Genomic DNA, 26,032 nt, shown 5'->3' on the forward strand with positions numbered 1-26,032 from the left:
TGGTATTATTGAAAAAAGTTATTAATATGTGTATACTAGATAGGTCCGAATAATTAAGGAAATAATGAATGGGGGGAAATAGTAAGATGAAAAAGTTATATACAATTCCTTTAATTCCTCTAAGAGGGTTAACTGTTTTTCCTAGTGTAGTAGTACATTTTGATGTTGGAAGAGAAAAATCAATAGCGGCTATTGAACAAGCCATGTTAGAAGAGCAGGAAGTATTTCTTGCAGCACAAAAAGATTCAGCCATTGAAGATCCAAGTAAAGATGATATATATACTATAGGAACTATATGTAAAATAAAACAAATACTCAAAATGAATGATAATTCTATAAGAGTTCTTGTAGAGGGAAAAGTAAGAGGTAAGATTACTGAATATATAGATGAAGAGAAAGATTATATTAAAGTTTCTGTAGAGGAAATAAATGTAGAAATAGTTAAAGATGAAAAATTAGAAGCTTATATAAAGTATTTAGATAAAGAATTTATAAAGCTTGTAAAGCTTACTAATGAAAGCTATTTAGAAGCATTGAAAGCAATTGAACCTTTAGAAAAGCCAGAAGAATTTGTTGATATGATAGCTTCATATGCTCTTACTGATGAAAAAGTTAAACAGGAAATTCTTGAAATTTTAGATATAAAGACTAGAATTGAAAAGATACTGGAAAGACTAAAGATAGAAATATCTATAGCAGCGCTTCAAAAGAAGCTTGAAGGAAAAGTTAAAAATAAAGTCAGTAAAGAACAAAAAGAATATTATCTAAGAGAGCAATTGAAAGCAATTCAAGAGGAACTTGGAGAAGATGAAACAGAACAAAATCAGCTAGAAAAATATAAAGAAAGAATTGATAAGAGTAAGCTTACAAAAGAAGGTAAGGAAAAGCTAAGCAATGAACTTTTAAGACTTAAAAATATGAGCTCATCTTCATCAGAAGCTAATGTTATAAGAACATACCTTGACTGGGTGCTTGATATTCCATGGGGAAAATATAGTAAAGAATCTATAGATGTTGTTAAAGCAAGAGAGGTCTTAGATAATGAACATTATGGATTAGATGATGTTAAAGATAGAGTTATAGAATACTTAGCCGTAAAGAAATTTAGTAAATCTCAAAAAGGACCTATATTATGTCTTGTTGGTCCTCCAGGAGTAGGTAAGACATCTATAGCAAGATCAATAGCAAAAGCTATTAACAGAAAATATTCAAGAATATCTCTTGGCGGAATGAGAGACGAAGCGGAAATTAGAGGGCATAGAAAAACTTATGTTGGAGCTATTCCAGGAAGAATAGCTTATGCATTAAAAGAGTCAAAAACAATGAATCCATTAATTTTATTTGATGAAATAGATAAAATAAACTCTGACTATAAAGGTGATCCTTCTGATGCATTATTAGAAATATTGGATAATGAACAAAATAAGGATTTTAGAGATTCGTACCTAGAAATACCTATGAATTTATCAAGAGCTATGTTTATAGCAACAGCTAATACATTAGATACTATACCAAGGCCGCTTTTAGATAGAATGGAAGTAATCGAAGTAACAGGATACACATATGAAGAAAAATTTAATATTGCTAAAAACCATCTAATAAATAAAATTCTAGATGATTTAGATATAGATAGAAAGTTAATTGATATTAAGGATTCTGCAATAAAAGAAGTTATTGAAGGATATACTAGAGAATCAGGTGTGCGTGGACTTGAAAGAAAGCTAAGTTCACTTATAAGAAAAGCATTAGCTGAAATATTAAAATCAAATAAAGAAAAAATATCTATAAATAAGAAAAAAGTTGAAGAGCTATTAGGAAAAAGATTGTTTGACTTTGATAAGATTGATAAGTTAGATAAAATTGGAGTTGTAAATGGAATGGCATGGACTGCTTATGGTGGAGATACATTGCCTATAGAAGCAATGGTTATGTCTGGAAATGGAAAGCTTGAACTAACTGGGAAGCTTGGAGAAGTAATGCAGGAATCAGCTAAAACAGCATATAGCTATGTGAGAGCAAATGCTAATAAATTTGGAATAAAAGATAATTTCTATAAAGATAAAGATATACACATTCATGCTCCAGAAGGAGCTGTTCCAAAAGATGGGCCATCAGCTGGGGTTACTATGGTAACTGCACTTGTATCTGCATTGTCAGGTAAGAAGGTTAGACATAATGTTGCTATGACAGGTGAAGTTACATTAACGGGAAGAGTTCTCCCTATTGGTGGATTAAAGGAAAAATCATTAGCAGCTTATAGAGCTGGCTTAGATACAATAATAATTCCTAAAGAAAATGAGAAAGATATAGATAAGATACCACATTCAATTAGAAGCAGCTTAAACATCATACCTGCAGAAGAAGTAAATGAGGTATTAAATAATGCATTAATTGGAGAGGATAATAATGAGAATTAAACAATCAGAATTTATAACCTCAGCAGTAAAAAGAAGTCAATATCCAGAAGATAATAGAAATGAAATAGCTTTTGTTGGAAGATCAAATGTAGGTAAAAGCTCAATAATAAATTCGCTAACTAATAGAAAGAAATTAGCAAAAGTTAGTCAAACTCCTGGAAAAACAAGATTAGTAAATTTCTTTTTAATCAATAATGATTTTTATTTGGTTGATTTACCTGGATATGGATATGCGAAAGTTTCAAAAAGTGAGAAAGAATCATGGGGAAAAGTTATAGAGACTTATCTAAGCGATAGAGAGCAGTTAAAAAGAATTGTATTATTGGTGGATTCAAGACATAAACCTACTGAAGATGATATAATGATGTATGATTGGATAAAGCATTTTGGATATGATTGTGTAGTTGTAGCTACAAAAAGTGATAAACTTAAAAATTCTGAATTTAAAAAGAATGAAAAAGTAATTAGAGATACATTAAAGTTAAGAGTAGAAGATAAGTTGTACTTCTTTTCTTCTTTAACAAAGAAAGGAACTGAAACTTTAATTGATAATCTTTTCTTAGAATATGCAACAAATATAGACTAAATACATTGAGGAATTAAAGGAAAAGACTGAGATTTTAAAATCTCAGTCTTTTTATTATATGAGAAAATGTCAAGCTAATTGCAACACTTAGCTCGATAATTCGTCATATAAAAATGCTGAAAATTTTTTTGCTTTTTTCATATCAGATAAGAACTAAAAAGACAGAAAATAATACTATAATATTAGGCTATGTACTAAAAACAATAAGCTATTAAAAAAATAAAAAAATGTGTCAAAAAATCAGCTGAAGAATAGTATATAGTATAAAAACAAAAATATTTCCAAGGAGGAACAAATATGGAGATGAATGATATCCTAAATGGTTTAAATTCATGCGATGATACTTCAAGTGAATCAACTTCAACTAGTGATTGTTGCTGCTTTAGCGGAAGCACTAATAATGCTAACACAGGATTTCCACCTGTAATAGGCGGTGGATGCGGATTTAATGCTTGGATTTGGATTTTATTAATATTATTCTATTGTGGATGTGGAAATGGGTTTCTAGGTGGAGGATACAACAATAATAGAAACAATAATTGCTGCTGTAACTCATGTGACTCATGCTGTAAGAAAGACTGCTGCTGCTGTAATAACAACTCAGGATATAACAATAATAATGGCTCATGGTGGGGCGGTGGATTATTAGGAAACTGTAGTGCTTATTTATTCTTATTAGTAATCTTATTCCTTTGCAATGGTAGTTTTGGCGGCTTCGGCGGCTTCGGCGGCGGATGCGGTGGATTAGGTAATTTTGCAGGTACAGGTTTAGCTTAATTAATATTCTGAATTTTTAGGAAGGAGAGATAAATATGTCTAAAAAGAAGAGAAAATGTAATGACTGCTGCTGTGAGAAAATGTGTGATAGCTGCTGCTGTGAAACACCTTGCTGTTGTAATAACAACAACTCCTATGGAGGAACTGGAGGATTATTAGGCGGCTGTGGTGGTGGCGGTTTAGCACCAATTATATTCTTATTAATAGCTTGTGGATCAGGATTATTAAATTGTGGTTCATCTTATTTAATTATCTTACTATTTATATTATTTGGTGGATGCTTCTTTAATGCAGGATGCAATGGAGCAGGAAATAGCTGTTGCTGCTAAAATAATAGGTGGAGGACCGATGGTCCTCCAAAAAAATATCCAATTTTATAACACTTTTAAGTACATATGCATATACTAGAAATAGGTAAGTTATAAATGGGAGGATTTTTAATGGCTAAACATAAACATAGGAATCGGGAACCTTCACCAGAGAATAGAAATAATATGAATAATAATAACAATATGAATAATATAAATAATATGAATAATAATCCTTTTGGAATAGATCCTTTTCAATTAATGGGATTGCTTGGCGGAAATGTTGATATGAGGAATATAGGAAATATGTTATCTTCAATGAATACTAATGGTTTTAATTTGGGAAACTTGGAACCATTAGCTAAGATGGCAGGATTAAATTTTGGAAATAATAATGGAATCGGTAATATGAATCCAGCAGGTAGTGGAAATGGTATGAATAATATTAATATGATGAATGAAGTAGGAAGTTTAGATAATATTAATGATATGGATATGGAAAACGGTGCTGAAAATGAAGAAGATATTGAGGATATGAGTGCTATGACAACTGAAAAAAAGGAATCGGGAAAGAGAAGTAGTAAGAAACATAGGGATAAAAGCAATAATAGAGATGATGAAAATTTAGAGTTTTTGCATCATCTAAGAAATTGTGTTCACCCAGAAAGAGTAAAGCTTATAGATAAAATGATAGAATTATACATGAATGGAGGATTTAACGATATTTAATATAAAATAAATTAATATATAAATAAAAATATTTTTTAATGTATATAAATAAAGAAATTGTCAATACTATTAATGTAACGGAGAAAGTACTCTCCTACATGCTGAATTTAAATAAGAAGTATAATTTACAGCTTATTTAATTAAGCAACCCCCCCATCCCCCTTTTAGGCCGCATTTTGCGGCCTTATTTATTATTAATTATTTTGATTTTTTTATGCTAGTTATCTTATACAAAGAAGAATCTTTTTTTACATCAAGAAAAATTATAATCTCATCTTTATTGCCTTCACTTCCCTTTAAAGCATTTTTTTCAAAAGATAGCCTCCATTTTATATTAGTTGGATCGCCATTGGCATCCCATTTATAATCATAAAAGAATGCATTTTGAAATGCATATGAATAATTATCTTTATCCAAGTTCCATAATAAAGATAATTCGTTACTATTAATTCCACTCGTGAATATATCGGGTAACTCATCAACAACATAATTATATTCAACTAGATTTATAAATTTAATTACACTATCAAGGCTAGGAATATTATTGTTATCTTTGGAAGTATTTAGTATATCATTATTAATAACCATGGAACTTTCTAATGAAGATATACCATTTTTAGAATCAATTGAGTAAAGTTGTGGAGTTTTACTGTTCTTAGAATCAAGTATGCCTAAAATGTTTTTTTCAGTTGATGTAACTAGAGAAAAATCTTCTCCATTCCAATGAAATAAATAAGAAATGCTTTTGTTATTTTTTGAGCCCTGAAGAAGTATTTCAGGTATTTTATCTCTTGATAAATCATGAATGAATACAGTTGGTTTCCAATGATTATTAGTGGTAAAGAGTAGTTTATCAGGAACTTTTTTTGAAAGAAAATAATCATCTCCATAAGATTTTATATTGTAATCAATTTTATTTTGTCCATTTATCATTTGAAGTGTATCTTCTTTTCCATCACCAGTTAAATCATACTTAGAATTTTCATTTATATCTAATGGATAAATGGTTTGCGTTGTTTCAAATTTTTCTGATGTAAGAGTAAATATTACTATAGATAAAATAATTAAAAATAAAGTAAAAATTATATTAATAGCAAATTTCTTTTTAATAATTAGTATTTTCATTATGTATCACCTCATTAAATTATATGATGATATATGTGATACATAGAAGTAAAAAGAAAAGAACTATAGCTTCAATAAATAAATTTTACTAAAGTTATAGTCCCTATAAAGATATTATTGGCACTCCTTGCAGTATCCATAAAAATAAACTTGATTTGACATTATTTTATAATCACTATTGGTTTCGGCTAATTCATTAAGATTATCAAGAGATAAATTTTTAAAATCTTCAACTTTACTACATCCTAAACATTGTAAATGTGGATGTGGATGTACATTTGCATCATATCTAAAGTTGCCTTCACCAACATTTATTTCTTGTATTAAACCAACATCAGCTAGTGTTTTCAAAGACTTATAGACTGTAGCTAAGCTCATAGTTGGGTATTGCTCATGCATATCTGTATATATTTTATCTGCAGATGGGTGTGAATTGGTACCAATTAGATACTTATATACAGAAAGTCTTTGTGGGGTCAATTTTAGCTTTTTTTCTTTGAAAATAGAAGCTATAGTATCCATTCTCATCACCTCACTATAATTATATTTATATAATAAATTATAATATAAATATATAAGTATAGTCAATAAAAATAATTAGTTATATTAATAAATAGTTATTATTATTTATTAAAATATTAAATAATAATAACTATTTATTAATATATTGCATTATTATTATTTATAAAATATTGTAAAATATATAAAAATGTATTAGATACTAGATAAGATTTTTCACAAATAACCTTAAAAATTTTATTTAAAAGTTGTTAATTTATTAACAAAACAGAAAAAATGAAATATAATATATATATAATAAGAAAAAGGTTCATTGTCATAATTTATTTTTTTCTTATTATATGCGGTATTATAAATTGCAATCAACTTTAGTTTATACCTAAAATTTATATTGGGAGGCGTTTTTAATGAGTAAATATAAAGTCGGAGATGAATTAATAATAGTTAATGATCCTAGTAAGGATAATAAAAGGCTAAAAGAATTAACAAAACTATCTGTTGAGGGGGATTTTGCTAAGATTTCATGGGGAATAAAGATACTTAATGTAGAGTATGATAAGCCATATATAACATTAACTTATAAGAATTTTAAAGGTGAAAAAAACAAGGTATTTTCAGAATGTAGAGATATAGAAAACTTTGATAAAGAAAAAGTCCTAGAAAAAGCATTGTTAAGAGCTTTTCAAAATGAAATAATAAATATATCAGTAGTAAAAAATAATGGTGAATCGAAAAAGTGATTATTTAAAATATTCAAGAACTCTACCTTTTATGGACATGTATATAATATTATATTTGAGTATATTTGATTAGATAAATTTTTTATAATTAGATTCTAGGTGATAAAAATTATTTTATGTAAAAAATTAAATAATTATTAAAAAATATAAAAGATTTAGTAAAATTTGATATGAAACCTTTACAAATATAAACAAATGTAATATAATGTAACCATAATTTTCACATGAATAAATGAAAAGGGTGGGGTATATGAGAAAATGTCCATTTTGGTCTACACAAAAGGAAAAAGTAGAATGCAATTCAGAATGTCCGATGATTAATAAGAATTCAAATATGGATTCTGATGAACGCTGTATTTTCTGTGAATGTTCATTTGATAATAATATTGATATAAAAGGAATAATGAAAAACGAATATGATTTCATGAACATATCCATATATGAAGATGAAAGAAATTTAAAAGTAGGATATTAAAGAACTTAATTAAAAAAACCTCTCTGTTATGTGGTTTCAGAGAGGCTTTTTTATACTAATATTTATTCTTCTTGATTTTCAAATGTACTTGTATATTTATGAAGCAATGATTGTTTTAATGTCCATAAATTTTGAGATAAATCGACATAATAAGTATGAGGATTTTCAAATCTTAAAACTTCTGACCATAATCTGTCAGTTTCTTTTTTAGAAAATTCTTTTATGTCTAATACACTAGGAGATTCATAAACACATTTGCCTTGCTCGAATATTTGTACTTGGAGATCTTTAATGTAGTAATTTTTTAATGTCTTTCTCTTCCAAGTATGAATAGGGTTAAATAGAGTTAGTGGCTTATTTTCATCAATTTTTTCATCTCTTAATGCAATTAAATCGGCAAGAGCTTTATTTGATTTTTTGTCGAAAATTCTCACAATCTTTTTAAATCCTGGATTAGTTATTTTCTCATCATTTTCACTTATTTTAATCTTTGGTACTATTTCGTTAGCTTCATCTAATGCAACTAGTTTATAAACTCCGCCGAAAACAGGTTCTGATTTAGCTGTTATTAATCTTTCACCAACACCAAATGAATCTATGCATGCGCCTTGATCTAGGACATCTTTTATTATGTGTTCATCAAGAGAGTTAGAAATTATAATTTTACAATCTTCATATCCAGCTTCATCAAGAATAGATCTACATTTTTTTGTTAAATAAGTTATATCTCCTGAATCAATCCTAATTCCCTTAGGTCTTTTTCCAAGAGGCTTTAATACTTCGTCAAATACTTTTATTGCATTAGGTAAACCAGATTTTATTACGTTATATGTATCAATAAGAAGTACACACTCATCAGGATAAATTTCTGACCATGTTTTAAATGCTTCATATTCAGTATCAAATAGCTGAACCCAGCTATGAGCCATTGTACCAACTGCAGGAATATTAAACATTCTGTCAGATAATGTACATGCAGTTGAATTACATCCACCTATTATGGCAGCTCTTGCTCCATAAATAGCACCATCATATCCTTGAGCACGTCTTGATCCAAATTCCATTACAGGACGACCTTCTGCAGCTCTGCATATTCTATGGGCTTTAGTAGCAATCAAAGTTTGATGGTTTATAGTTAAAAGAATCATTGTTTCAATAAATTGAGCTTGAATTACAGGACCTCTAACTGTTACAAGTGGTTCATTTGGAAATACAGGATATCCTTCTGGAACAGCCCAGACATCACAGCTAAATTTAAAATCTTTTAAATAATCAAGAAAGTCTTCTGAAAAAAGATTTTTATTTCTTAAATAATTTATATCCTCATCAGTAAATTCAAGGCTCTTTAAGTATTCAATTAATTGTTCAACACCAGCCATTATGCAGTATCCACCGCCATCTGGAACTCTTCTAAAGAACATATCAAAGTAAGCTATTTTATCTTTTAAACCTTTATTATAATAACCATTTCCCATTGTTAATTCATAAAAATCAACTAACATTGTTAAATTTCTTTCGTTTTTTACATCAAATTTTGAATTATTCATAAATAAGCTCCTTTTTAAATTACAAGAAATCATAAAATTAAATCTCATTATTCTAGCAATCATAATATTTATATCTGTATATAAAATACACAAAACTATTGTACAACTATAACACTTACATTACAATAGAGTTGCTAAAGGCTAGGTGAAATAAATGAATATAATGAATTTTAGTATAGCTAATTGCAATAGTGGAAATAAATTTTAATAATTTAATGTATAATAGATAAACTCAAAGAGAAAAGAGGAATGATGATGGGGTATAATCTTGATGAATATCAAGAAAGTTCTGTAAAAGCAGAAGAAAAAAATGCTTTAATAGTTGCAGCACCGGGTTCTGGAAAAACAACAGTAATAATAAATAGAGTTAATTATTTAGTTAAACAAAAAAATATATTGGATAAAAATATTATAGTAATAACTTTTACTAAAGCTGCAGCATTAAATATGAAAAAACGTTACTTTGATAAATTTAATACAACGACAGCACCATTCTTTGGAACGTTTCATGGACTGTTTTATAAGATGCTCTTAAAAACAGGAGGTAATATAGATATTATAGATGGAGGTATTGTACATAAAATAGTAAGTAATATTTTGAATAAATATTTTGATGAAGTAAGTGAGGATAAAGTAAAAGAAGCAATAAATAATATTTCCTTATATAAAACATCAAGATTACCGTTAAATGAATTTAAAGCTTCTATTTCAAAAGAAATATTTGAGGAAATTTTAGAAACATATGAAGGATATAAGAAAGAAAATAATAAGTATGATTTTGATGATTTATGCATTAAAGTCTTAGAACTTTTGAAAAGCAATAAGAATCTATGCTCAGCATACCAAAAATTATTTAAATATATACTAGTAGATGAGTTTCAAGATTGTGATGAGATGCAAATAGAATTTTTAAAAATAATAAATGAAGGCCATGAGAATTCTCTTTTTGCGGTAGGGGATGAAGATCAATGCATTTATTCATTTAGGGGATCTAAGCCAGAATATATGGTATCTTTTGATGAGATATTTGGCGATGCAAAGAAATACTATTTATCAGTTAATTATAGAAGTAAGCAAAATATAGTTGAAAGCTCTAAAAAATTAATAAAATTTAATAAAGCAAGAAATAATAAAGAAATTTATTTTAATAGAGAAGAGTTAGGAATTATAAAATGGTTTAATACGTATAATGAAAAAATGCAGGCTGAAAAGCTGGCTGATATTATAGAAGAAAATAAAAAGCTAGGAATACCATATGAGAAAAATGCAATTTTATATAGAACCAATATGGAATCTATGAATGCTATTGATGTATTGACAAGAAGAAGGATTCCATTTACTTTATTGGATCGTGAATATAATTTTTTTGAACATTTTATATGTAAAGATATAATAGCTTACTTAAAGTTAAGTGTAAACAATTTTGATAAAAAGAGTTTTATTCAAATAATAAATAAACCATTTAGATATATGAGTAAATCAAATATAGCCTATTTAAATAATTATTTTAAAGAAGAAAGTCCTTTTGATATTATAATAGATAAAGAAGATACGCCGCCATTTCAAAAGAAAAAAATAGATGAGCTTAGAAAAGATATAAATTATCTTAATAAAATTTCGTTATCATCAGCTATTTCATATATTGTTATGGATTTAGGATATATTGACCACTTAAGAGAATATTCACAAAAATTTGGACAGAGTTTGGATGATCTAGAGGATATTATTGAAGAATTTAAAGTAGCAGCGGAAGGTTATAAAACTATATTTGAATTTTTAGCACATGTAGATGAAGTTAAAGAAAGTATTGAGGAAAGTAAAAAGAAAAAAGATAGGGAAGGGGTTATATTAAGCACAATTCATGGCGTAAAAGGAATGGAATTTAAAAATGTTTATATAATAAACTGCTGTGAAGATACTATCCCACATTCATCAAGCAAGGATACAAACATAGAAGAAGAGAGAAGATTATTCTATGTTGGAATTACCCGTGCAATAGATGAGCTTTATTTATTCTCACCAAGAAATAGAAAAGGTCAGTTTAAAGATATTTCGAGATTTATAATAGAAGGTGGATTTAATGATTTGCCAGTAGATACTTATGGATATGAAATAGGAAGAAGAATAACTCATAAAACTTATGGAACTGGAATTATTGAAGAACTTGAAAAAGATAAGGCTACTATAAGATTTGATGATGGAGAAGTTAGAAGTTTTTCTTTAAAGGTACTAGTTGATAATGGATTAGTTAATAAGGTATAAAAAATTAAAAGAGTAACTTAATTTAGGGGATATAAGTTACTCTGAATACTGATTTATTATAGGGACAATAATGAAAACATAAAATTGTTCTGTAACAACTTTACAAGAACTATTTTATCTATCTAGTGTTACAGTATTATGTCAATAAAATTAAAATTTTATTAATGCAAGTATATTTAAAATTAAGAAAGCTTATATAGAATATATTGCTATTGATTTAACAATCTATATGATGATAAAATATCATATTATAAAAATGTAAAGTAAGGTGATATTTTGAAGAAGGTAGAAGATATTTCAGTTGAAGCATTAAAAAGTAATGAGTATTATGTGAAAAAACTAGATGAAGCTAAAAAATTAGTAAAACAAAAATAGGACAATCTAATATTTGTCCTATTTTTATTTATGTTAATATAGATGTTTTTTTATTGTTTCTTCAAGTGTGATATTATTCTTTCTTACATCATAACTATTCTTTATACTATTAAATAATGCAATTAGACAATCCTTATCAAGCATAGGATTATCATATAGTAGCATTTCTAAACATTCTCTTTCACGTGCAGTGTAATACTGATTGACTAAAAAATCATGAGATATTATAAGTAACTTCCAAGTTTCTGTGCTAAAAAGCTTAGTTTTTTTATTTCTAGCTAACACGTTATGAATTTGGAGATAGAGTATTTTATAAGTATTATCACTGGAGATATTATCATTTATAAATTCATATTTTCCAGGTGATGAATTGATTATTTTTTTATATGATTTTAAATTTTTCAAACCTTCTAATAACATTTTACGAGAAAATTTAAAATTAGCAGTACCTTTAATTAAGCCATCAGGAATGTCTTTTCTTAATGTAGAATAGTCAAATGATATAATATCATCTTTATTTGATTCAATATAATTAATCCATTCAATATTAGATATTTTGGTAAACATTTTCAACACCTCCTGAACAAATGCTTTATATAAATATTTTACAATAAATAAAAGCAATTTAAAATTGCTTTATGAAAAATATAATAAATTCTTAATAAATAAAAAGTAACTATATTTTTGCATTAAATATAGATAAAAAAACTAAAGTAATTTTCTAAATCATTGTATGTAAATGTCTTATAATATATAATTTATAATAAGGTTTATATATTATAGAAGTAGGGAGAGTTTTATGAATTTAAGTAATTTTAATGAAAAAGATATAATTTTCTCTTTGGATATAGGTACTCGTTCTATTATAGGAACAGTAGGGATAATTAAAGATAAAAAATTTCAAGTAGTTTGTGAAAAATATTTAGAGCATGAAGAAAGGGCTATGGTGGATGGTCAAATTCATGATGTAAATTTAGTAGCACAAGTAGCATTGAAAGTAAAAGATGCCATTGAGAAAGAAATAGGCATTAAGCTTACAGAAGTTTCAATTGCTGCAGCAGGTAGATTTTTAAGAACAATTAATAGTAATGCTGAACTTGACATAAGTGATGATGAAAATGAAGTTAATAAAGAGATAGTTAGAACTCTTGAATTAAGTGCTGTAAAAAAAGCAGAAGAAGAAATTAATAAGACATCAGAAGGAAAATTATATTGTGTTGGGTATTCAGTTAAAAATTATTATTTAAATGGCTACTTAATAGCAAACTTAATTGGCCAAAAGGGTGAAAATATTGGAACAGAAGTAATAGCAACATTTTTACCTAGATCTGTAATTGATTCACTTTATTCAGTAATGAATAAAATAAATTTAAAAGTGAGCAATTTAACATTAGAACCAATAGCTGCAATGGAAGCAGCAGTTCCTAAAAATTTGAGGCTGTTAAATATAGGATTAGTAGATATAGGGGCAGGAACTTCAGATATAGCTATAAGTTCAAAAGAAACCATTTCAGCATATGGAATGGTACCAATTGCAGGTGATGAAATAACAGAAGCAATAGTACAGGAATATTTGGTAGACTTTAATACTGCAGAAAGAATAAAAAGATCAATTAAGGATAATGAAGAAATAACATATGTGGATATAATGGGATTAGAGAATACTGTATCTAGTGAATCAGTTTTAAAATCAATATATACTGTAGTAAAAAAATTAGCAGATGAAATATGTAAAAAGATAGTAGAGTTAAATGGTGATAAATCACCTAGTGCTGTATTTTTAGTTGGAGGTGGAGCACATACTCCAGGTTTAGTTGAACAGATGTCTGAAAAACTTAATTTACCGCCTCAAAGAATAGGTATAAAAGATAGAAGTACAGTTACTGAATGTATATCTGATAATAGTTTAGGCTCAGCAGGTGTAACTGTTCTTGGAATAGCTTTAACTGCAATAAAAAGTCTTGGAAATGATTTTATAGATGTAATGTTAAATGATGAACCTATAAGTTTATTTAATTCACACAATCATACTGTTATGGATGTAGTATTGCAAGCAGGAATCAATCCAAGCTTATTTATAAGTAAAAATGGTAAAAGCGTTAGATTTACTTATAATGGATGCAAAAGAATTGCTTTTGGTGATTATGGGAAAAATGCAGTTATTAAGATTAATGGTGAAGTAGCAGCATTAGAAAGTGAAATTAGAATTAATGATAAGATTAATATTGAATATGCTCAAAATGGTAAGGATGCACAACCTAAATTAGCTGATAATATAAGAGATATCGATTCTATGAGTATATATTTAAATGGAGATATAATTAATGTAGAACCTGTAATTATGGTAAATGATTGTGAAATAGATTTAGAATATATAATTAAAAATAATGATGATGTAAAAGTATTTTTACCTTCTAGATTGAAAGAGTTTAAGAAATATGTTATCAGAGAAGATGTAGAATTGTTAAATGAAGAAGGAAATCTATTGCCAGAAGAGTATGATATTAAAGAAGGGGATAAGATATTCAAAAAAAATACTGAAGAAGTTAATAATGTGGGAGATGTGAATATAGAAATAGATGAAAAAGTAGCTGAGACTGAAATTTTACCAGAAGATTCATTAAATGACGTCAACAAAGTGATTGATAATGAATTAGCTTCTTATGACGTTGTAAAAAATGATATTAATATTGAAGAGAAAGAAGTAAAAAAGAACGAAGATCATAATGAAGATGATAAATTAAAATTAGAAGAATTAAAAAATAAAATAAGTGAAAATAGAGGAATAACTGTTATTGTCAATAATGAAGAAATCAAAATGAAAGAAAAAGCACAATATGTAGTAGTTGATATTTTTGATTATATAGATTTTGATTTAACAGTACCAAAAGGTTCAATAAATATAACTTTAAATGGAGAAAATACTCCTTATACTGCGAGTATTAAAGATGGAGATGTTATAGAAGTATTCTGGTCGTAATTCATATAATAAAGCGATTTTAAATCTAAAATTTCCACTGGAACTTAAAATGACATATCTCACCCAACGGATATTGCATTAAAAATGACTACTGAATATGGAATAGGCGAAATGACTATGAACATTAAGAATGGAAAATAATATGACATTTTTATATTGGAATATGTGAAAACGGAAGTATAAAAAGAGAGAGAGGAATATACATGATTAATTTTAATAAAGAAGCAAATGAAATCAAAGATGAACTAATAGCCATAAGAAGAGATCTACACATGCATCCAGAACTTGGGTTTGAAGAAGTAAGAACTTCAGGAGTTATAAAAGAATTCTTAAAGGAAAATAATATTCCATATATCGAAGTTGCAAAAACTGGAGTTTGTGGAATAATCACAGGAACTAAGGATGGTGAAGGTAAAGCTGTAGCATTAAGAGGCGATATTGATGCACTTCCAATTCAAGATATGAAATCTTGTGAATATAAATCTCAGATTCCTGGGAGAATGCATGCATGCGGACATGATTCACATACAACAATCCTTATGGGAGCAGCTAAAATTTTAAATAAATATAAAGATAAATTTTCTGGAACAGTTAAGTTATTATTTGAGCCCGCAGAAGAAACTACAGGTGGAGCACCACATATGATAACACAGGGGGTACTAGAAAATCCAAGGGTTGATTGTATATTTGGACTTCATGTAGATGAAGAGACAGAATGTGGAACAATAAAGATAAAAAAAGGTGTAGTTAATGCTGCATCAAATCCTTATAATATAAAAATAACTGGTCAAGGTGGTCATGGGGCATCACCACATACAACGGTAGATCCAGTTGTAATTGCAAGCCATATAGTACTTGCACTTCAAACTATAGTAAGTAGAGAAATAGCTCCAGTAAATCCAGCTGTAGTAACAGTAGGCATGCTTCATGCTGGAACAGGACAAAATATTATTCCAGGAGAAGCAAAGCTTAGTGGAATGATTAGAACTATGACAAAAGAAGATAGGAAATTTGCAGTTAGAAGATTAAATGAAATTGTAAATGGAATTGCTGAAATGTCTAGAGCCAAAGCTGAAGTCGAAGTTTTTGAAAGTTATCCTTGTCTATATAATGATGATGATTGTGTAGACTTATTAATGGAAAGTGCAAGTAGTGTTATAGGAAAAGAAAATGTATTAGAGCAAAAAGCACCTAAAATGGGTGTTGAGAGCTTTGCATATTTTGCTAATGAAAGACCATCAGCATTTTATTTCTTAGGATCAGGAAATAAAGAAAAAAATACAACACAGCCAGCACATAGTGATTTATTTAATATAGATGAAGATTGTTTACCGATCGGAGTTGCTATTCAGGTAGCGGCAGCATTTAATTTCTTAACAAAGTAAAGTAAGAATAATTAGTATAACCATCCTGTGTTAAGTCTTAAACTTTAATGTTTATATAGACATATAGGATGGTTATTTATATACTGTAATTAAACATTTTATTTATTAGTTTGTAATATAACATTTTTTATCATATAATTTATAAGTAAAAAATGTTTTACTAAAGGAAAACGGAGTGATAATATTTGAAAATAGAAATTGGACCAAACGAAGCAGGACAGAGATTAGATAAATTCCTAAGAAAGTTATTAAAAGATGTACCATTAAGCGCTATATTTAAGGCGTTAAGAAAAAAGGACATAAGAGTTAATGGGAAGAAACAAAATGAAAAATATTTTTTAGAGGAAGGCGACATAGTAGAGATTAAATACATACAAAGTAAAAAAGAAGATAAAAGCAATAAATTTATGAAAGTTGATTCAAAACGAATGAAGATTTGTTTTGAAGATGATAATTTAGTAGTAGTTGAGAAATGGCCAGGAATTTTAGTACATTCTGATAGTGCTGATGGAAAAGAAGCAACACTTACAGATTATACCCTTTCATATCTAGATGCAAAGGGAGCATATGTTCCAGAAAATGAACTTACATTTACACCAGCAGCATGTAATAGATTAGATAGAAATACATCTGGCATGGTTATTTTTGGTAAAACTTTTGAAGGACTAAAATGCATAAATGAAGCAATTAGAGAAGATGAAATCAAAAAATATTATTATGCTCTTGTAAAAGGAAAGATAAAAAATGGAAGATATGAAGGTTATATATTAAAAAATTCAGATAATAACCTTTCAAAAATTTATGAAAATGAAGTTGAAGGTTCTAAAAAGATTATTACAGAAGTAAACACTGTAGAAACTAATGGAGCGTATTCACTTCTTGAAATAAATTTGATTACAGGAAGAAGCCATCAAATAAGAGCACATCTATCATATTTAGGAAATCCAATAATTGGTGATAATAAATATGGAGATAAGAAATTAAATTCATTCTTTGAGAATAAGTACGGACTTAATTATCAATTTTTATATGCTTATAAATTAAACTTTAGAGAAATTAAAGGAAAGCTTAGCTATTTAAAGAATAAGACTGTAGCTGTAGCTCTGCCTCCTTTATTTAAAAAGATAAAACAAGATGTATTTAAGTTTTCACTTAGATAGGAGGAGTTATGGAGGAGAAATCATCTAACAGAGGGTTTTTAATACTTTCAGTAGCTGGTATTCTAACAAAAATAATTTCAGTTTTCTATATTCCTATGCTTCAAAGAATAATAGGACTTTCTGGATATGGAATATATCAAAATTGCTATGAAGTTTTTTTGTTTGCATATGCAGTTACTAATCTTGGAACACAACCTGCAATTGCAAAAGTAGTTGCAGAATTGAGTGCAGTAGATAAGCCAGATGATGCAGTACGAACTCTTAAAATATCAAGAAGTATATTGGCATTAATTAGTGGAGTTATTTCACTTTTATTAATGATTGGCGCATTTGCACTTGGAAATGGAATTAAGAATCCAGATGCTTCTTATGGAATTTTAATGCTTGCACCTAGTATATTTGTAACTACAATATTATCAGCTTATAGAGGATTCTTCCAAGGGAAAAGCAGCATGACAGCTATTGCAATATCTCAGGTTATTGAGCAGGTTATAAATATAGCAGTAAGTTTATTATGTGCATATTTACTTATGAAAATAAGTATCCCATATGGAGCAGCAGGAGGAACAATAGGTACTTCAGTTGGTGCATTAATTGCTCTTGGGTATATGATGTGTGTATATAAAAAGAAAGATTTTGAAGAAGAAGCTTATATAGCACAAGGTGATGCAAAAAGAATAAAACCTAAGAGTATAATTAGGAAACTTGTAAAGTATGGATTACCAATAACATTAAGTTCCGGTCTACAAAACTTTGGTAGTCTTGTAGATATGGTTAATGTTAATGCAAGATTAGCTTTTGCTGGTTTTTCAATGGAAAAGGCTCAAGAATTATATGGAGTTCTTGGTCGATATAAAACATTATTATCTGTACCACTTATAATAATAACAGCGCTTGGAACTACAGTGCTTCCAGCAGTATCAGCGGCAATGGCGGTGAAAGATAAAAAAGAAGTTAGAAATAAAACTTCATTTGCTTTTAGAATGGTATTTTTAATTACAATACCATCAGCAGTTGGCTTGTCTTGTTTATCAAGAGAAGTTTTTACAATACTATATGGTAGTGAACAAGGGTATGAACTTATGATGGTTGGATCAGTTGTACTTATTTTTATGGCTGTAGCACAGATACAAACTGTATTACTTCAAAGTATGAATAAGCTATATTATGTCCTTGGTACATTTATAATTGGACTTACATTTAAGATAATAGCTAATTATATCTTAGTTGGAATGAAAGATATAAATATAATGGGAGTAGTGGTTGGTAATTTCTTGTGGTTTTTTATTCCATGTATATTAAATCAAAGAGCACTTAAAAAAGCTTTAAGAGTAAAAATACATATGATCAGAAATATAGTAAAACCATTGATTGCATCAGCAGTAATGGCACTTGTAATATATTGGACTAGGATTCCAATAAGTATAATGTTAGAACTTACTAATAAAAATATGATTTTATATGCTGTTTCAACATTTTTACTAATAGCTATTGGAGGTTTTGTTTACTTATATTTAATAATATTGCTCGGTGGGTTAAGGAAGAGAGATCTAGACAGTATTTCAGGAAGAATATACAAAATGCTCCCAAGGTTAATGAGAGAAAATATGCACTTATAAAAAGAGCAGCTATGCTGCAATTAGGATCTTAAATAAAAAGAGCAGCTATGCTGCAATTAGGATCTTAAATAAAAAGAGCAGCTATGCTGCAATACGGATCTTTTCGCCTCTAAAAATAATATAAAGTATCTATTAAAGAATTTAATACGCAAAGAAGTATCAATTACATTTTTTATAGTTAAAAAATCATAAGAATCACATATAAAATTATTGACAAGCAAAGCTTATGGAATAAATATAAGAAATATACATAATAAAAATATAAAATAAAAATTACGGAATGTATTTTAGCATTCCGTAATTTTTATTATATATAATTTTAAAAAGAAGAAATTGTAAAGTGAATTTATAAAAAATTGTTATGAATCACTTTCGCCAAAGCCTCCAAGATATGCAAATATAAAAAATGTCAAGCCTATGACCATAAAATTATTTATAATAAGAGAATGTGCCAAGAAATGAGTGGCTAATATTTTTATAATTAAAAATACAAGTAATGCAAGCAAGATATAAATAAATATATTATATGAATTTATATTAATATCTATATGTTTTTTTACTTCATGTATGTTAAGTAAAAAGCTAGTACCTGTAGCAATTATCATTGTTATGCTATATCCTAGAATATTTATTGAAGGAATAGCAGTAAATATATATAAACCGATTAATTCAATAATTGCTTCAATTAAAGAATTTCTTAATATAATACCTTGTTTATTAAGTCCGTTTAAAATACCAAACATTGTACTGGAAGTAAATAAAATAGGTGCCCCAAAGGAAGCAAATCTAATATAAGTACCTAAATCATCACGTCCATAAAACATTTTTCCGAGATTATCTGGTATTATATTGCATATTATTGTTGTGGAAAGTCCAAGTAAAAATGCAAGTTTTATAACTTTTCTAATTCTGCATGAAGCTTCATATTTTTTTCCCTGACTTAAAGTTTGTGAGAGATCAGGTATAAGTAATGTATTAATTGTGGATACCACAATAAGTGGAATAGTGAGCAAAGTCATTGCCATTCCAGTAAATTTACCAATAAGACTTAATGCTTCTATATGATTAAAACCTGCAACTAAAAGCCGTCTTGGAACAATAAGAGTAGCCATAGTTCCTAATATATTTGTTAAAAATCCATTCATACAAAGTGGTATAGTTATTATAATAACATCAAATAAGAGCTGGAATCTACTTTCAGGAACTTCACAAGAATGTGGTGTTTTAGCAATGCAGTATTTATAATATATATATAAGCCTATTAAACTTTGAAGTTCTCCAATACATAAAGCAATAGTAGCAAGTGTTACCATTTTTTCAATTGAATCCGCATTAAAAAATAAAATTAAAAGGCTGACGGTTATTATTCTCATAGCCTTTTCTAATATATCTAGTAAAGCAGGTATCTTTATTTTTGATGTTCCATAAAAATATCCTTTAAAGATATTCGAAATTGCAATAAACACCATAGCAGGGCAAATAACTCTTATAGCGCTTATTGTTCTTGTATCACTAACACCATATTTTCCAATTAAAGGAGCAGCTACAAAAACTAGTATACCGATAATGATTGCCCAAATTATATTAAACATTGCTACAACTCGTATTGTTTTAGTAATATTATTTTGCTCGCCTTTTTGATCATAAACTGCAACTATTTTTGACATTGAGGAAACAATACCAGCAGACATAAGGCATATAAACAAATTATAAATAGGCATAACTAAATTATAAAGCCCCATACCTTCAGGACCAAGAAGATTGGATAAATATATATTGAATATAAAGCCTAATATTCCAGTAGTAACATTTGATGCGGTAAGTAAAAAAGAATTCTTTAAAAAATTATCTTTTGCCAAAAGTTATCACTCCTTTAGATTACTCTAAATAATATTCATATATTTTACGTAATATTCCTGAAGAAAAATAAGAAAGATACATGATCAATACAAATAAAGGGCGTAGAAAGTTTAAAGTGAAATAACCGAAATAAAGCTCTTATGTGTGGCTTCCTTTTTGAATGCAAGACACCGCCGAACATAAGAGTTTTATTTCTTTGTTTCATCTAGACTCATAGTATCAACATTATTGCTCTAAATAAACACATTTTTAAATTAAGGAATAGTTATTTATACATGTTAAAGATTTAAAAAGTTAATATTTTATTATTTTTTAAAGGATATCAATTTATAAATATCAGAATATAAATTCTTAAGAATTTGCTTATTTTATGCGGGTTCTATGGAAATAAAGATGTACTTATTCATATATTTTCTCTGTTTAAGGGAATATCTACTCATATACATTCGTAGGTATAAGAGATTCACACCAAATCACAGATTTGGGTTCTCTGCTTAAGAATGTGCACTTATAAAAAGAGTAGCTATGCTGCAATTTGGATCTTTTCTTATTTATTGAGTATCAGATGGGATTTTTTTAATAAGGAAACATCTTCAGCATTGAATGAAGATGGCTATACTGCCAGGTTTGTACCTCACCAAGCATTATATTACATTGATTGAAAACTATATTTTTAGACAGGGGATATTCTAAAATCATAAATTACATTGAGAATAAGTTTAGAGAAAAACAAAGAAATTCAATATATGAATATGCATAGTATTGTATTGAAAATTTTAGTTATTAAATTCTTAGACAGAGACTGTTCCACGATTGTTTGTTCAACACTTGTTGTTGGAGCAAACATTTTTGGGCACAGCCTCTGTCTGTAAAATTTTTAACTCAAATTTTCCTACAATACGAGCATATCATATATTGAATTTCGGTTGTTATCCACTAAACTCTGATTCTACGTCCCTTATTTTATGTGACGATATATAGATCTATACAGTTACGTCAATATTTGAACCTAAATTTGGATCAACAGCTAGATTATCTAAAACTTCAGTCATTGCTGTAAGTTGATTAGCAGCAGTATCCATAGTCATATTTAAAACAGAGATAGAAACTGCATTTTGAAGAGAAGCTTGACTCATTCCCATTGAAAGATCTGCAATGCTCATTTCCATATAAATCACATCCTTAACTTTATGTATTTAATTCTTACAATAATTATCGGTTAATAAAATGATACCTTTATTATAAAATGAAGGTCTTATTTTAATATTATGGAAATATAAATTTAGTAATGAAGTATATTATTTAGTAGAAGTGTTACGAATATATGTAAGATAAGAATATAATATTAAAAAGTGGTGGAGGGAGAAAAGTGAGGCGTTTTTTTAAATTCTTGTTAATTTCAATTATAATTGTAGCAGCATCTTTGGGATTATTTGAATTATCAAGCAAGTATAAAATAAATATTCTAAAAAGTAATATAAATTGGAGTATAGAGGCTAAAAATTGTAGAAATGCTGTAAGTTTTGATAAAGACGGAAAAAATACATATGTAGCCTATGAAAATTATGTGAAGGTTTTAAAAGATGAAGGAAGAGAAGAAATACTTTTTTCAGATGAAGCTTTAAAAATAGAAGATATTCTGTTTTATGATGGAAAATTATATATTATTTCAGGTGATAAATTATATAATTATGATTTATCTACATCTGAATTAAATGTAATGGTAAGTAATATACCTTCTGTTGGGAAATATTTAGACAGAAAAATTATAATAAAGGATAACAAGTTATTAATTGCAATAGGCAGTGCTACTAATTCTGGGATTGCAGACAATGATGGAACTTATGATATAAATAACATTCCATATGATAAAAGTCCAATAAATATATCATTGAATGGAAAAAATTATGGTGAGAGTAAAACTGGCGCATTTATGCCCTATGGAAACTCTAGTGTTGAAGGACAAAAGATAGAGGGAGAGAAGCTAGGCAATGCATCTATAGTTGAAGTGAATTTATCGAATAATAAGATATCCCTTTATGCATGTGGAATAAGAAATATAACAGGATGGGATTTAGATAGTAATAATAATTTAATATGTGTTGTAGGTGGTATGGAGAATATTGGAGATAGACCTATAAATAGAGATTTTGATTATTTATATGAAATAGAAAAAGGAAAATGGTATGGATGGCCAGATTATAGTGGAGGAGATTTAATAACTTCACCTAGATTTAAAGGAGAACAAAAAGTATCTAGGATTATTTTAAATCCACCTAATAAAACAGTTGCTGCACCAATATATCAATTTTCAGATGTTGATAATATAAAATATCTAGGAATAGATAAAGAAGGAGCAATTTTAGAAAAGGACAGTTGTGTATATTATGATAAAAAGGATAATATGATATATTCCATTAACGAAAATGGAGTAAAACATAAGCTTTTAAAACTTAAAGATGAAAGTATAATTAGAGGAATACGTACTAAGAATGGATCGGCATATATATTGGATAGTGGAACTGGATGTGTTTATAAATTACAGTCTAAGAATGATGGAGTAGTATTTAATTTACCTAAAGAAGTACGTATATTTATCTTGATACTTTTATTTGTTATAGTATGTTTATTTATTCTAAAATTAAATAATAAAAAATCTTTAAAATAAAGAAAAAGATGTTTAGAAGTTAACAATTGAGCAGTTATCTGATTAATTATCAGGTAGCATATCAAAATCTAAACATCTTTTTTGATTAAATTAAATATACTAAAATATTTTATTGGATATATATTTTGTTAAGTTGTATTTTATTAATATGTAAAAAAATGTTAAAATAATAGTATGAAATATTAAGGAAGGGTGATTGGAAATGGGAAAAACATTAGTAATAAATCTAGAAGATGTAAATATACAAGGAGATATATTAGATGTTGGAGAGAATAATCTTGGTATAATATATAATATATCTAAAGAGGTCTTAGAGGAAATTAGCATTGATTATGTGAATGAAGAGACAAAGTGCAAATTACAAAGTAGAAAATATGATGCATGTACTTTCTTTTTTGATCTAAATAAGATGTGGACTAGTCTTGAGAAAGAAAGATTAATAAAAAACGTTTCTAAATATCTAAAGAATAATGGTGAAATACTAATATGGGATATAAATAAACAAAGGGGAAAAGTGTTTAATAATAAGATAAAAGTTATATTACCAAAAGAAAAACTTAGAGAATTTACATTTAAAAATTTAAATATATTATCAAATAACAGTGTAGATGAAATAAAAAAAATCCTTGAAAAATACTTTGAAATAGAAGAAACTAAAGTTTATGAGGATGTTTTTTTCATAAGAGGAAAAAAATTAACATTAAAAGAAGAAGTAGAGGAGAACACAATAAATGAAAATATTACTTACAGCTATTAACTCAAAATTTATCCACAGTAATTTGGCAGTTAGATATTTAAAAAGTTTCACTAATGATCTGCCATATGAAGGAAAAATACGAGAATTTACTATTAACGATAGGGAAGAAAGAATATTAGAAGAAATCATAAAAGAAGATCCAGATGTAGTTGCATTTTCCACCTATATATGGAATGTTGAATTAATTGAGAGATTAGCTAATCTCATCAAAAAAGTAAATTCTAATATAGAAATTTTATATGGTGGGCCTGAAGTATCTTTTGATTCAGTCCAGTTTTTAAGAAATAATATTGGAGAGTATGTAATTGAAGGTGAAGGGGAAAAAACTTATAGGGACTTTGTTTTATATAAATTGGGAGAATTAGATATTGATAAAGTAAGAGGGTTACATTATAAAAATTCAGGAGATGTATATTCAAATGAAAAAAGACCGCTCATGTCTATGGATGAGATTGTATTTCCATATGAAGAAGATGAAGATTTAAGCAATAAAATAGTATATTATGAAGCATCAAGAGGATGTCCTTTTAATTGCAAATATTGTTTATCATCAACAAGTCATGGTGTCAGATTTTTAGATATAGAAAGAGTATTGGAAGAATTAAATTATTTTATTAAAAAGAAAGTTAAACTAGTTAAATTTGTTGATAGAACATTTAATTGTAATCACAAATTTTCTATGGCAATATGGAATTTTTTAATTAATGCAAATACAGAAACATCATTCCATTTCGAAATATCGGCAGATATCTTAAAAGATGAGGAAATAAAATTATTATCAAAAGCTCCAGAAGGGAGGTTTCAATTTGAGGTAGGTGTTCAAACTACTAATGATGATGTTTTAAGAAATATAAATAGATTTGTTAACTTTAGCGATATTAAAGAGAAAGTATTAGAATTAATGTCCATAAAGAATATAAAACAGCACTTAGACTTAATAGCAGGGCTTCCAGGTGAAGATTATAATTCATTTGTAAAATCATTTAATGATGTATATTCTATACATCCAGAAGAAATACAATTAGGTTTTTTAAAGTTATTAAAGGGATCATCAATGAGAGAAGAAGCGAAAATGTATGGGATGGAATATTCACCATATCCACCATATGAAATACTAAAAACTAATTTAGTATCATATGAGGAAATGATAAAACTTAAGAAAGTAGAAGAAATAGTCGATAAGTATTATAACTCACAAAAATTTAATTATATAATTAAATTTTTTGAAAAAAAATTTAATACACCATTTGAATTTTATTATGCTTTAGGAAAGTTTTTTGAAGAGAATGGATATTTTAATCGAAATATTGGAAACATAGAATATTATAAAGTCTTTTTAGAATTTAACAAAAAAATACTAAAAAGTGATAATAAATACCTAGATAATATAGTTAAATTTAACTATTTACTATATAATAAAAGGAGAGGTTTGCCTGATTTCTTAAAAATAAATATTTCTAAGGAAGAAGAAAAGCAATATAAGGATAAGTTGAGAGAAAAATACTCATTTAAGGAATATTTTTTAGAAAAATTTGATATTAACTTAGAAAAATATGTTAAAAATGGCGAACTTATAGAAGAAGACTTCTACTGTCTATTTAACAATAATAATGAATATTTATTTATTGAAAAATTCAGTGATTTATAGTGTAGATGCATTATGAAATAATAACTTTCTGTTAATAAAATTTCAAATGTGTTGAAAATTATGCAGAGGCATTGTATAATGAGACGATGACAAAG

At 27.5% G+C, this 26,032-nt stretch carries 21 protein-coding genes; 15 read left to right on the top strand and 6 right to left on the bottom strand.

Annotation, left to right across the window (positions count from 1 at the left end; all coding sequences use genetic code 11):
- Positions 1-86: 86 nt before the first annotated feature.
- From lon to CNEONATNEC86_RS07970, 5 genes are all read left to right on the top strand, one after another.
- On the top strand, positions 87-2,417 hold the full coding sequence (gene lon / locus CNEONATNEC86_RS07950; protein WP_159135824.1) for an endopeptidase La: 2,331 nt from the start codon (positions 87-89) through the stop codon (positions 2,415-2,417).
- Complete coding sequence (yihA, locus tag CNEONATNEC86_RS07955) at positions 2,407-3,003, top strand: ribosome biogenesis GTP-binding protein YihA/YsxC (protein ID WP_058294714.1); 597 nt, start codon at positions 2,407-2,409, stop codon at positions 3,001-3,003. The genes lon and yihA overlap by 11 nt, the downstream gene beginning before the upstream one ends.
- Positions 3,004-3,300: 297 nt before the next feature.
- On the top strand, positions 3,301-3,780 hold the full coding sequence (locus CNEONATNEC86_RS07960; RefSeq protein WP_058294715.1) for a hypothetical protein: 480 nt from the start codon (positions 3,301-3,303) through the stop codon (positions 3,778-3,780).
- Between the two features lie 35 nt (positions 3,781-3,815).
- Positions 3,816-4,109, top strand: a complete 294-nt coding sequence (locus CNEONATNEC86_RS07965) for a hypothetical protein (protein ID WP_058294716.1) — start codon at positions 3,816-3,818, stop codon at positions 4,107-4,109.
- Between the two features lie 111 nt (positions 4,110-4,220).
- Entirely contained in the window at positions 4,221-4,817 is a 597-nt protein-coding gene (locus CNEONATNEC86_RS07970) for a hypothetical protein (RefSeq protein ID WP_058294717.1), read from the top strand.
- 198 nt (positions 4,818-5,015) lie between these two features.
- On the opposite strand, the gene CNEONATNEC86_RS07975 is transcribed toward CNEONATNEC86_RS07970, so the two are convergent.
- Both CNEONATNEC86_RS07975 and perR read right to left on the bottom strand, forming a co-directional pair.
- A complete protein-coding gene (locus CNEONATNEC86_RS07975) occupies positions 5,016-5,942 on the bottom strand; it encodes a hypothetical protein (RefSeq protein ID WP_058294718.1) in 927 nt (308 codons plus the stop codon).
- A gap of 114 nt (positions 5,943-6,056) precedes the next feature.
- Entirely contained in the window at positions 6,057-6,464 is a 408-nt protein-coding gene (gene perR, locus CNEONATNEC86_RS07980) for a transcriptional regulator PerR (protein WP_058294719.1), read from the bottom strand.
- Positions 6,465-6,868: 404 nt separating this feature from the next.
- On the opposite strand from perR, the gene CNEONATNEC86_RS07985 reads away from it, so the two are divergent.
- Both CNEONATNEC86_RS07985 and CNEONATNEC86_RS07990 read left to right on the top strand, forming a co-directional pair.
- Positions 6,869-7,201: a hypothetical protein gene (locus CNEONATNEC86_RS07985; RefSeq protein WP_058294720.1), complete on the top strand. Its 333-nt coding sequence runs from the start codon at positions 6,869-6,871 to the stop codon at positions 7,199-7,201.
- Between the two features lie 250 nt (positions 7,202-7,451).
- A complete protein-coding gene (locus CNEONATNEC86_RS07990) occupies positions 7,452-7,676 on the top strand; it encodes a hypothetical protein (protein WP_230132113.1) in 225 nt (74 codons plus the stop codon).
- A gap of 62 nt (positions 7,677-7,738) precedes the next feature.
- Here CNEONATNEC86_RS07990 and CNEONATNEC86_RS07995 read toward each other — a convergent pair whose 3' ends face one another.
- The gene (locus CNEONATNEC86_RS07995) at positions 7,739-9,223 is read right to left on the bottom strand and encodes a nicotinate phosphoribosyltransferase (protein WP_058294722.1); all 1,485 of its coding nucleotides are present in this window, start codon (positions 9,221-9,223) and stop codon (positions 7,739-7,741) included.
- Between the two features lie 255 nt (positions 9,224-9,478).
- Here CNEONATNEC86_RS07995 and CNEONATNEC86_RS08000 point away from each other — a divergent pair, with 255 nt between their 5' ends.
- Positions 9,479-11,485 (top strand): ATP-dependent helicase, encoded by a 2,007-nt coding sequence (locus CNEONATNEC86_RS08000; protein WP_159136072.1) that lies wholly within the window; start codon positions 9,479-9,481, stop codon positions 11,483-11,485.
- Positions 11,486-11,893: 408 nt separating this feature from the next.
- Here CNEONATNEC86_RS08000 and CNEONATNEC86_RS08005 read toward each other — a convergent pair whose 3' ends face one another.
- A complete protein-coding gene (locus CNEONATNEC86_RS08005) occupies positions 11,894-12,427 on the bottom strand; it encodes a hypothetical protein (protein ID WP_159135825.1) in 534 nt (177 codons plus the stop codon).
- 232 nt (positions 12,428-12,659) lie between these two features.
- Between CNEONATNEC86_RS08005 and CNEONATNEC86_RS08010 the strand changes: the two genes are divergently transcribed.
- The 4 genes from CNEONATNEC86_RS08010 to CNEONATNEC86_RS08025 all read left to right on the top strand — a co-directional run bounded on the left by CNEONATNEC86_RS08010 (position 12,660) and on the right by CNEONATNEC86_RS08025 (position 19,004).
- Positions 12,660-14,840, top strand: a complete 2,181-nt coding sequence (locus CNEONATNEC86_RS08010) for a cell division protein FtsA (RefSeq protein WP_058294725.1) — start codon at positions 12,660-12,662, stop codon at positions 14,838-14,840.
- Between the two features lie 203 nt (positions 14,841-15,043).
- Positions 15,044-16,225 (top strand): M20 metallopeptidase family protein, encoded by a 1,182-nt coding sequence (locus CNEONATNEC86_RS08015; RefSeq protein WP_159135826.1) that lies wholly within the window; start codon positions 15,044-15,046, stop codon positions 16,223-16,225.
- Positions 16,226-16,410: 185 nt separating this feature from the next.
- Positions 16,411-17,385 carry an RluA family pseudouridine synthase gene (locus CNEONATNEC86_RS08020; RefSeq protein WP_058294727.1) on the top strand — a complete coding sequence of 325 codons (975 nt, stop codon included), beginning with the start codon at positions 16,411-16,413 and terminating at the stop codon, positions 17,383-17,385.
- Positions 17,386-17,393: 8 nt separating this feature from the next.
- The gene (locus tag CNEONATNEC86_RS08025) at positions 17,394-19,004 is read left to right on the top strand and encodes a putative polysaccharide biosynthesis protein (RefSeq protein WP_159135827.1); all 1,611 of its coding nucleotides are present in this window, start codon (positions 17,394-17,396) and stop codon (positions 19,002-19,004) included.
- Between the two features lie 359 nt (positions 19,005-19,363).
- Here CNEONATNEC86_RS08025 and spoVB read toward each other — a convergent pair whose 3' ends face one another.
- Together spoVB and CNEONATNEC86_RS08035 are read right to left on the bottom strand one after the other, a co-directional pair.
- Positions 19,364-20,863, bottom strand: a complete 1,500-nt coding sequence (spoVB, locus tag CNEONATNEC86_RS08030) for a stage V sporulation protein B (RefSeq protein WP_058294729.1) — start codon at positions 20,861-20,863, stop codon at positions 19,364-19,366.
- 984 nt (positions 20,864-21,847) lie between these two features.
- Positions 21,848-22,033, bottom strand: a complete 186-nt coding sequence (locus tag CNEONATNEC86_RS08035) for a YjfB family protein (protein ID WP_230132116.1) — start codon at positions 22,031-22,033, stop codon at positions 21,848-21,850.
- Between the two features lie 200 nt (positions 22,034-22,233).
- Between CNEONATNEC86_RS08035 and CNEONATNEC86_RS08040 the strand changes: the two genes are divergently transcribed.
- The 3 genes from CNEONATNEC86_RS08040 to CNEONATNEC86_RS08050 all read left to right on the top strand — a co-directional run bounded on the left by CNEONATNEC86_RS08040 (position 22,234) and on the right by CNEONATNEC86_RS08050 (position 25,937).
- Complete coding sequence (locus CNEONATNEC86_RS08040) at positions 22,234-23,532, top strand: PQQ-dependent sugar dehydrogenase family protein (protein WP_159135828.1); 1,299 nt, start codon at positions 22,234-22,236, stop codon at positions 23,530-23,532.
- Positions 23,533-23,734: 202 nt separating this feature from the next.
- Positions 23,735-24,289: a hypothetical protein gene (locus CNEONATNEC86_RS08045; RefSeq protein WP_058294731.1), complete on the top strand. Its 555-nt coding sequence runs from the start codon at positions 23,735-23,737 to the stop codon at positions 24,287-24,289.
- Positions 24,264-25,937: a B12-binding domain-containing radical SAM protein gene (locus CNEONATNEC86_RS08050; RefSeq protein WP_159135829.1), complete on the top strand. Its 1,674-nt coding sequence runs from the start codon at positions 24,264-24,266 to the stop codon at positions 25,935-25,937. Before CNEONATNEC86_RS08045 ends, CNEONATNEC86_RS08050 begins: the two co-directional genes overlap by 26 nt.
- Positions 25,938-26,032 lie beyond the last annotated feature (95 nt).

The sequence above is a fragment of the Clostridium neonatale genome (genome assembly GCF_900465025.1).
GTDB lineage: Bacteria > Bacillota > Clostridia > Clostridiales > Clostridiaceae > Clostridium > Clostridium neonatale.

Excerpts from the sequence above, each read along its gene's own strand:
- CNEONATNEC86_RS08035 (WP_230132116.1), bottom strand. The coding sequence starts at position 22,033 with ATGGAAATGAGCATTGCAGATCTTTCAATGGGAATGAGTCAAGCTTCT.
- CNEONATNEC86_RS08000 (WP_159136072.1), top strand. The coding sequence starts at position 9,479 with ATGGGGTATAATCTTGATGAATATCAAGAAAGTTCTGTAAAAGCAGAA.
- lon (WP_159135824.1), top strand. The coding sequence starts at position 87 with ATGAAAAAGTTATATACAATTCCTTTAATTCCTCTAAGAGGGTTAACT.
- CNEONATNEC86_RS07990 (WP_230132113.1), top strand. The coding sequence starts at position 7,452 with ATGAGAAAATGTCCATTTTGGTCTACACAAAAGGAAAAAGTAGAATGC.
- perR (WP_058294719.1), bottom strand. The coding sequence starts at position 6,464 with ATGGATACTATAGCTTCTATTTTCAAAGAAAAAAAGCTAAAATTGACC.
- CNEONATNEC86_RS07970 (WP_058294717.1), top strand. The coding sequence starts at position 4,221 with ATGGCTAAACATAAACATAGGAATCGGGAACCTTCACCAGAGAATAGA.
- CNEONATNEC86_RS08010 (WP_058294725.1), top strand. The coding sequence starts at position 12,660 with ATGAATTTAAGTAATTTTAATGAAAAAGATATAATTTTCTCTTTGGAT.
- CNEONATNEC86_RS08050 (WP_159135829.1), top strand. The coding sequence starts at position 24,264 with ATGAAAATATTACTTACAGCTATTAACTCAAAATTTATCCACAGTAAT.
- CNEONATNEC86_RS08025 (WP_159135827.1), top strand. The coding sequence starts at position 17,394 with ATGGAGGAGAAATCATCTAACAGAGGGTTTTTAATACTTTCAGTAGCT.
- CNEONATNEC86_RS07960 (WP_058294715.1), top strand. The coding sequence starts at position 3,301 with ATGGAGATGAATGATATCCTAAATGGTTTAAATTCATGCGATGATACT.
- CNEONATNEC86_RS08005 (WP_159135825.1), bottom strand. The coding sequence starts at position 12,427 with ATGTTTACCAAAATATCTAATATTGAATGGATTAATTATATTGAATCA.
- CNEONATNEC86_RS07985 (WP_058294720.1), top strand. The coding sequence starts at position 6,869 with ATGAGTAAATATAAAGTCGGAGATGAATTAATAATAGTTAATGATCCT.
- CNEONATNEC86_RS08045 (WP_058294731.1), top strand. The coding sequence starts at position 23,735 with ATGGGAAAAACATTAGTAATAAATCTAGAAGATGTAAATATACAAGGA.
- CNEONATNEC86_RS07995 (WP_058294722.1), bottom strand. The coding sequence starts at position 9,223 with ATGAATAATTCAAAATTTGATGTAAAAAACGAAAGAAATTTAACAATG.
- CNEONATNEC86_RS08015 (WP_159135826.1), top strand. The coding sequence starts at position 15,044 with ATGATTAATTTTAATAAAGAAGCAAATGAAATCAAAGATGAACTAATA.
- CNEONATNEC86_RS07975 (WP_058294718.1), bottom strand. The coding sequence starts at position 5,942 with ATGAAAATACTAATTATTAAAAAGAAATTTGCTATTAATATAATTTTT.
- yihA (WP_058294714.1), top strand. The coding sequence starts at position 2,407 with ATGAGAATTAAACAATCAGAATTTATAACCTCAGCAGTAAAAAGAAGT.
- CNEONATNEC86_RS07965 (WP_058294716.1), top strand. The coding sequence starts at position 3,816 with ATGTCTAAAAAGAAGAGAAAATGTAATGACTGCTGCTGTGAGAAAATG.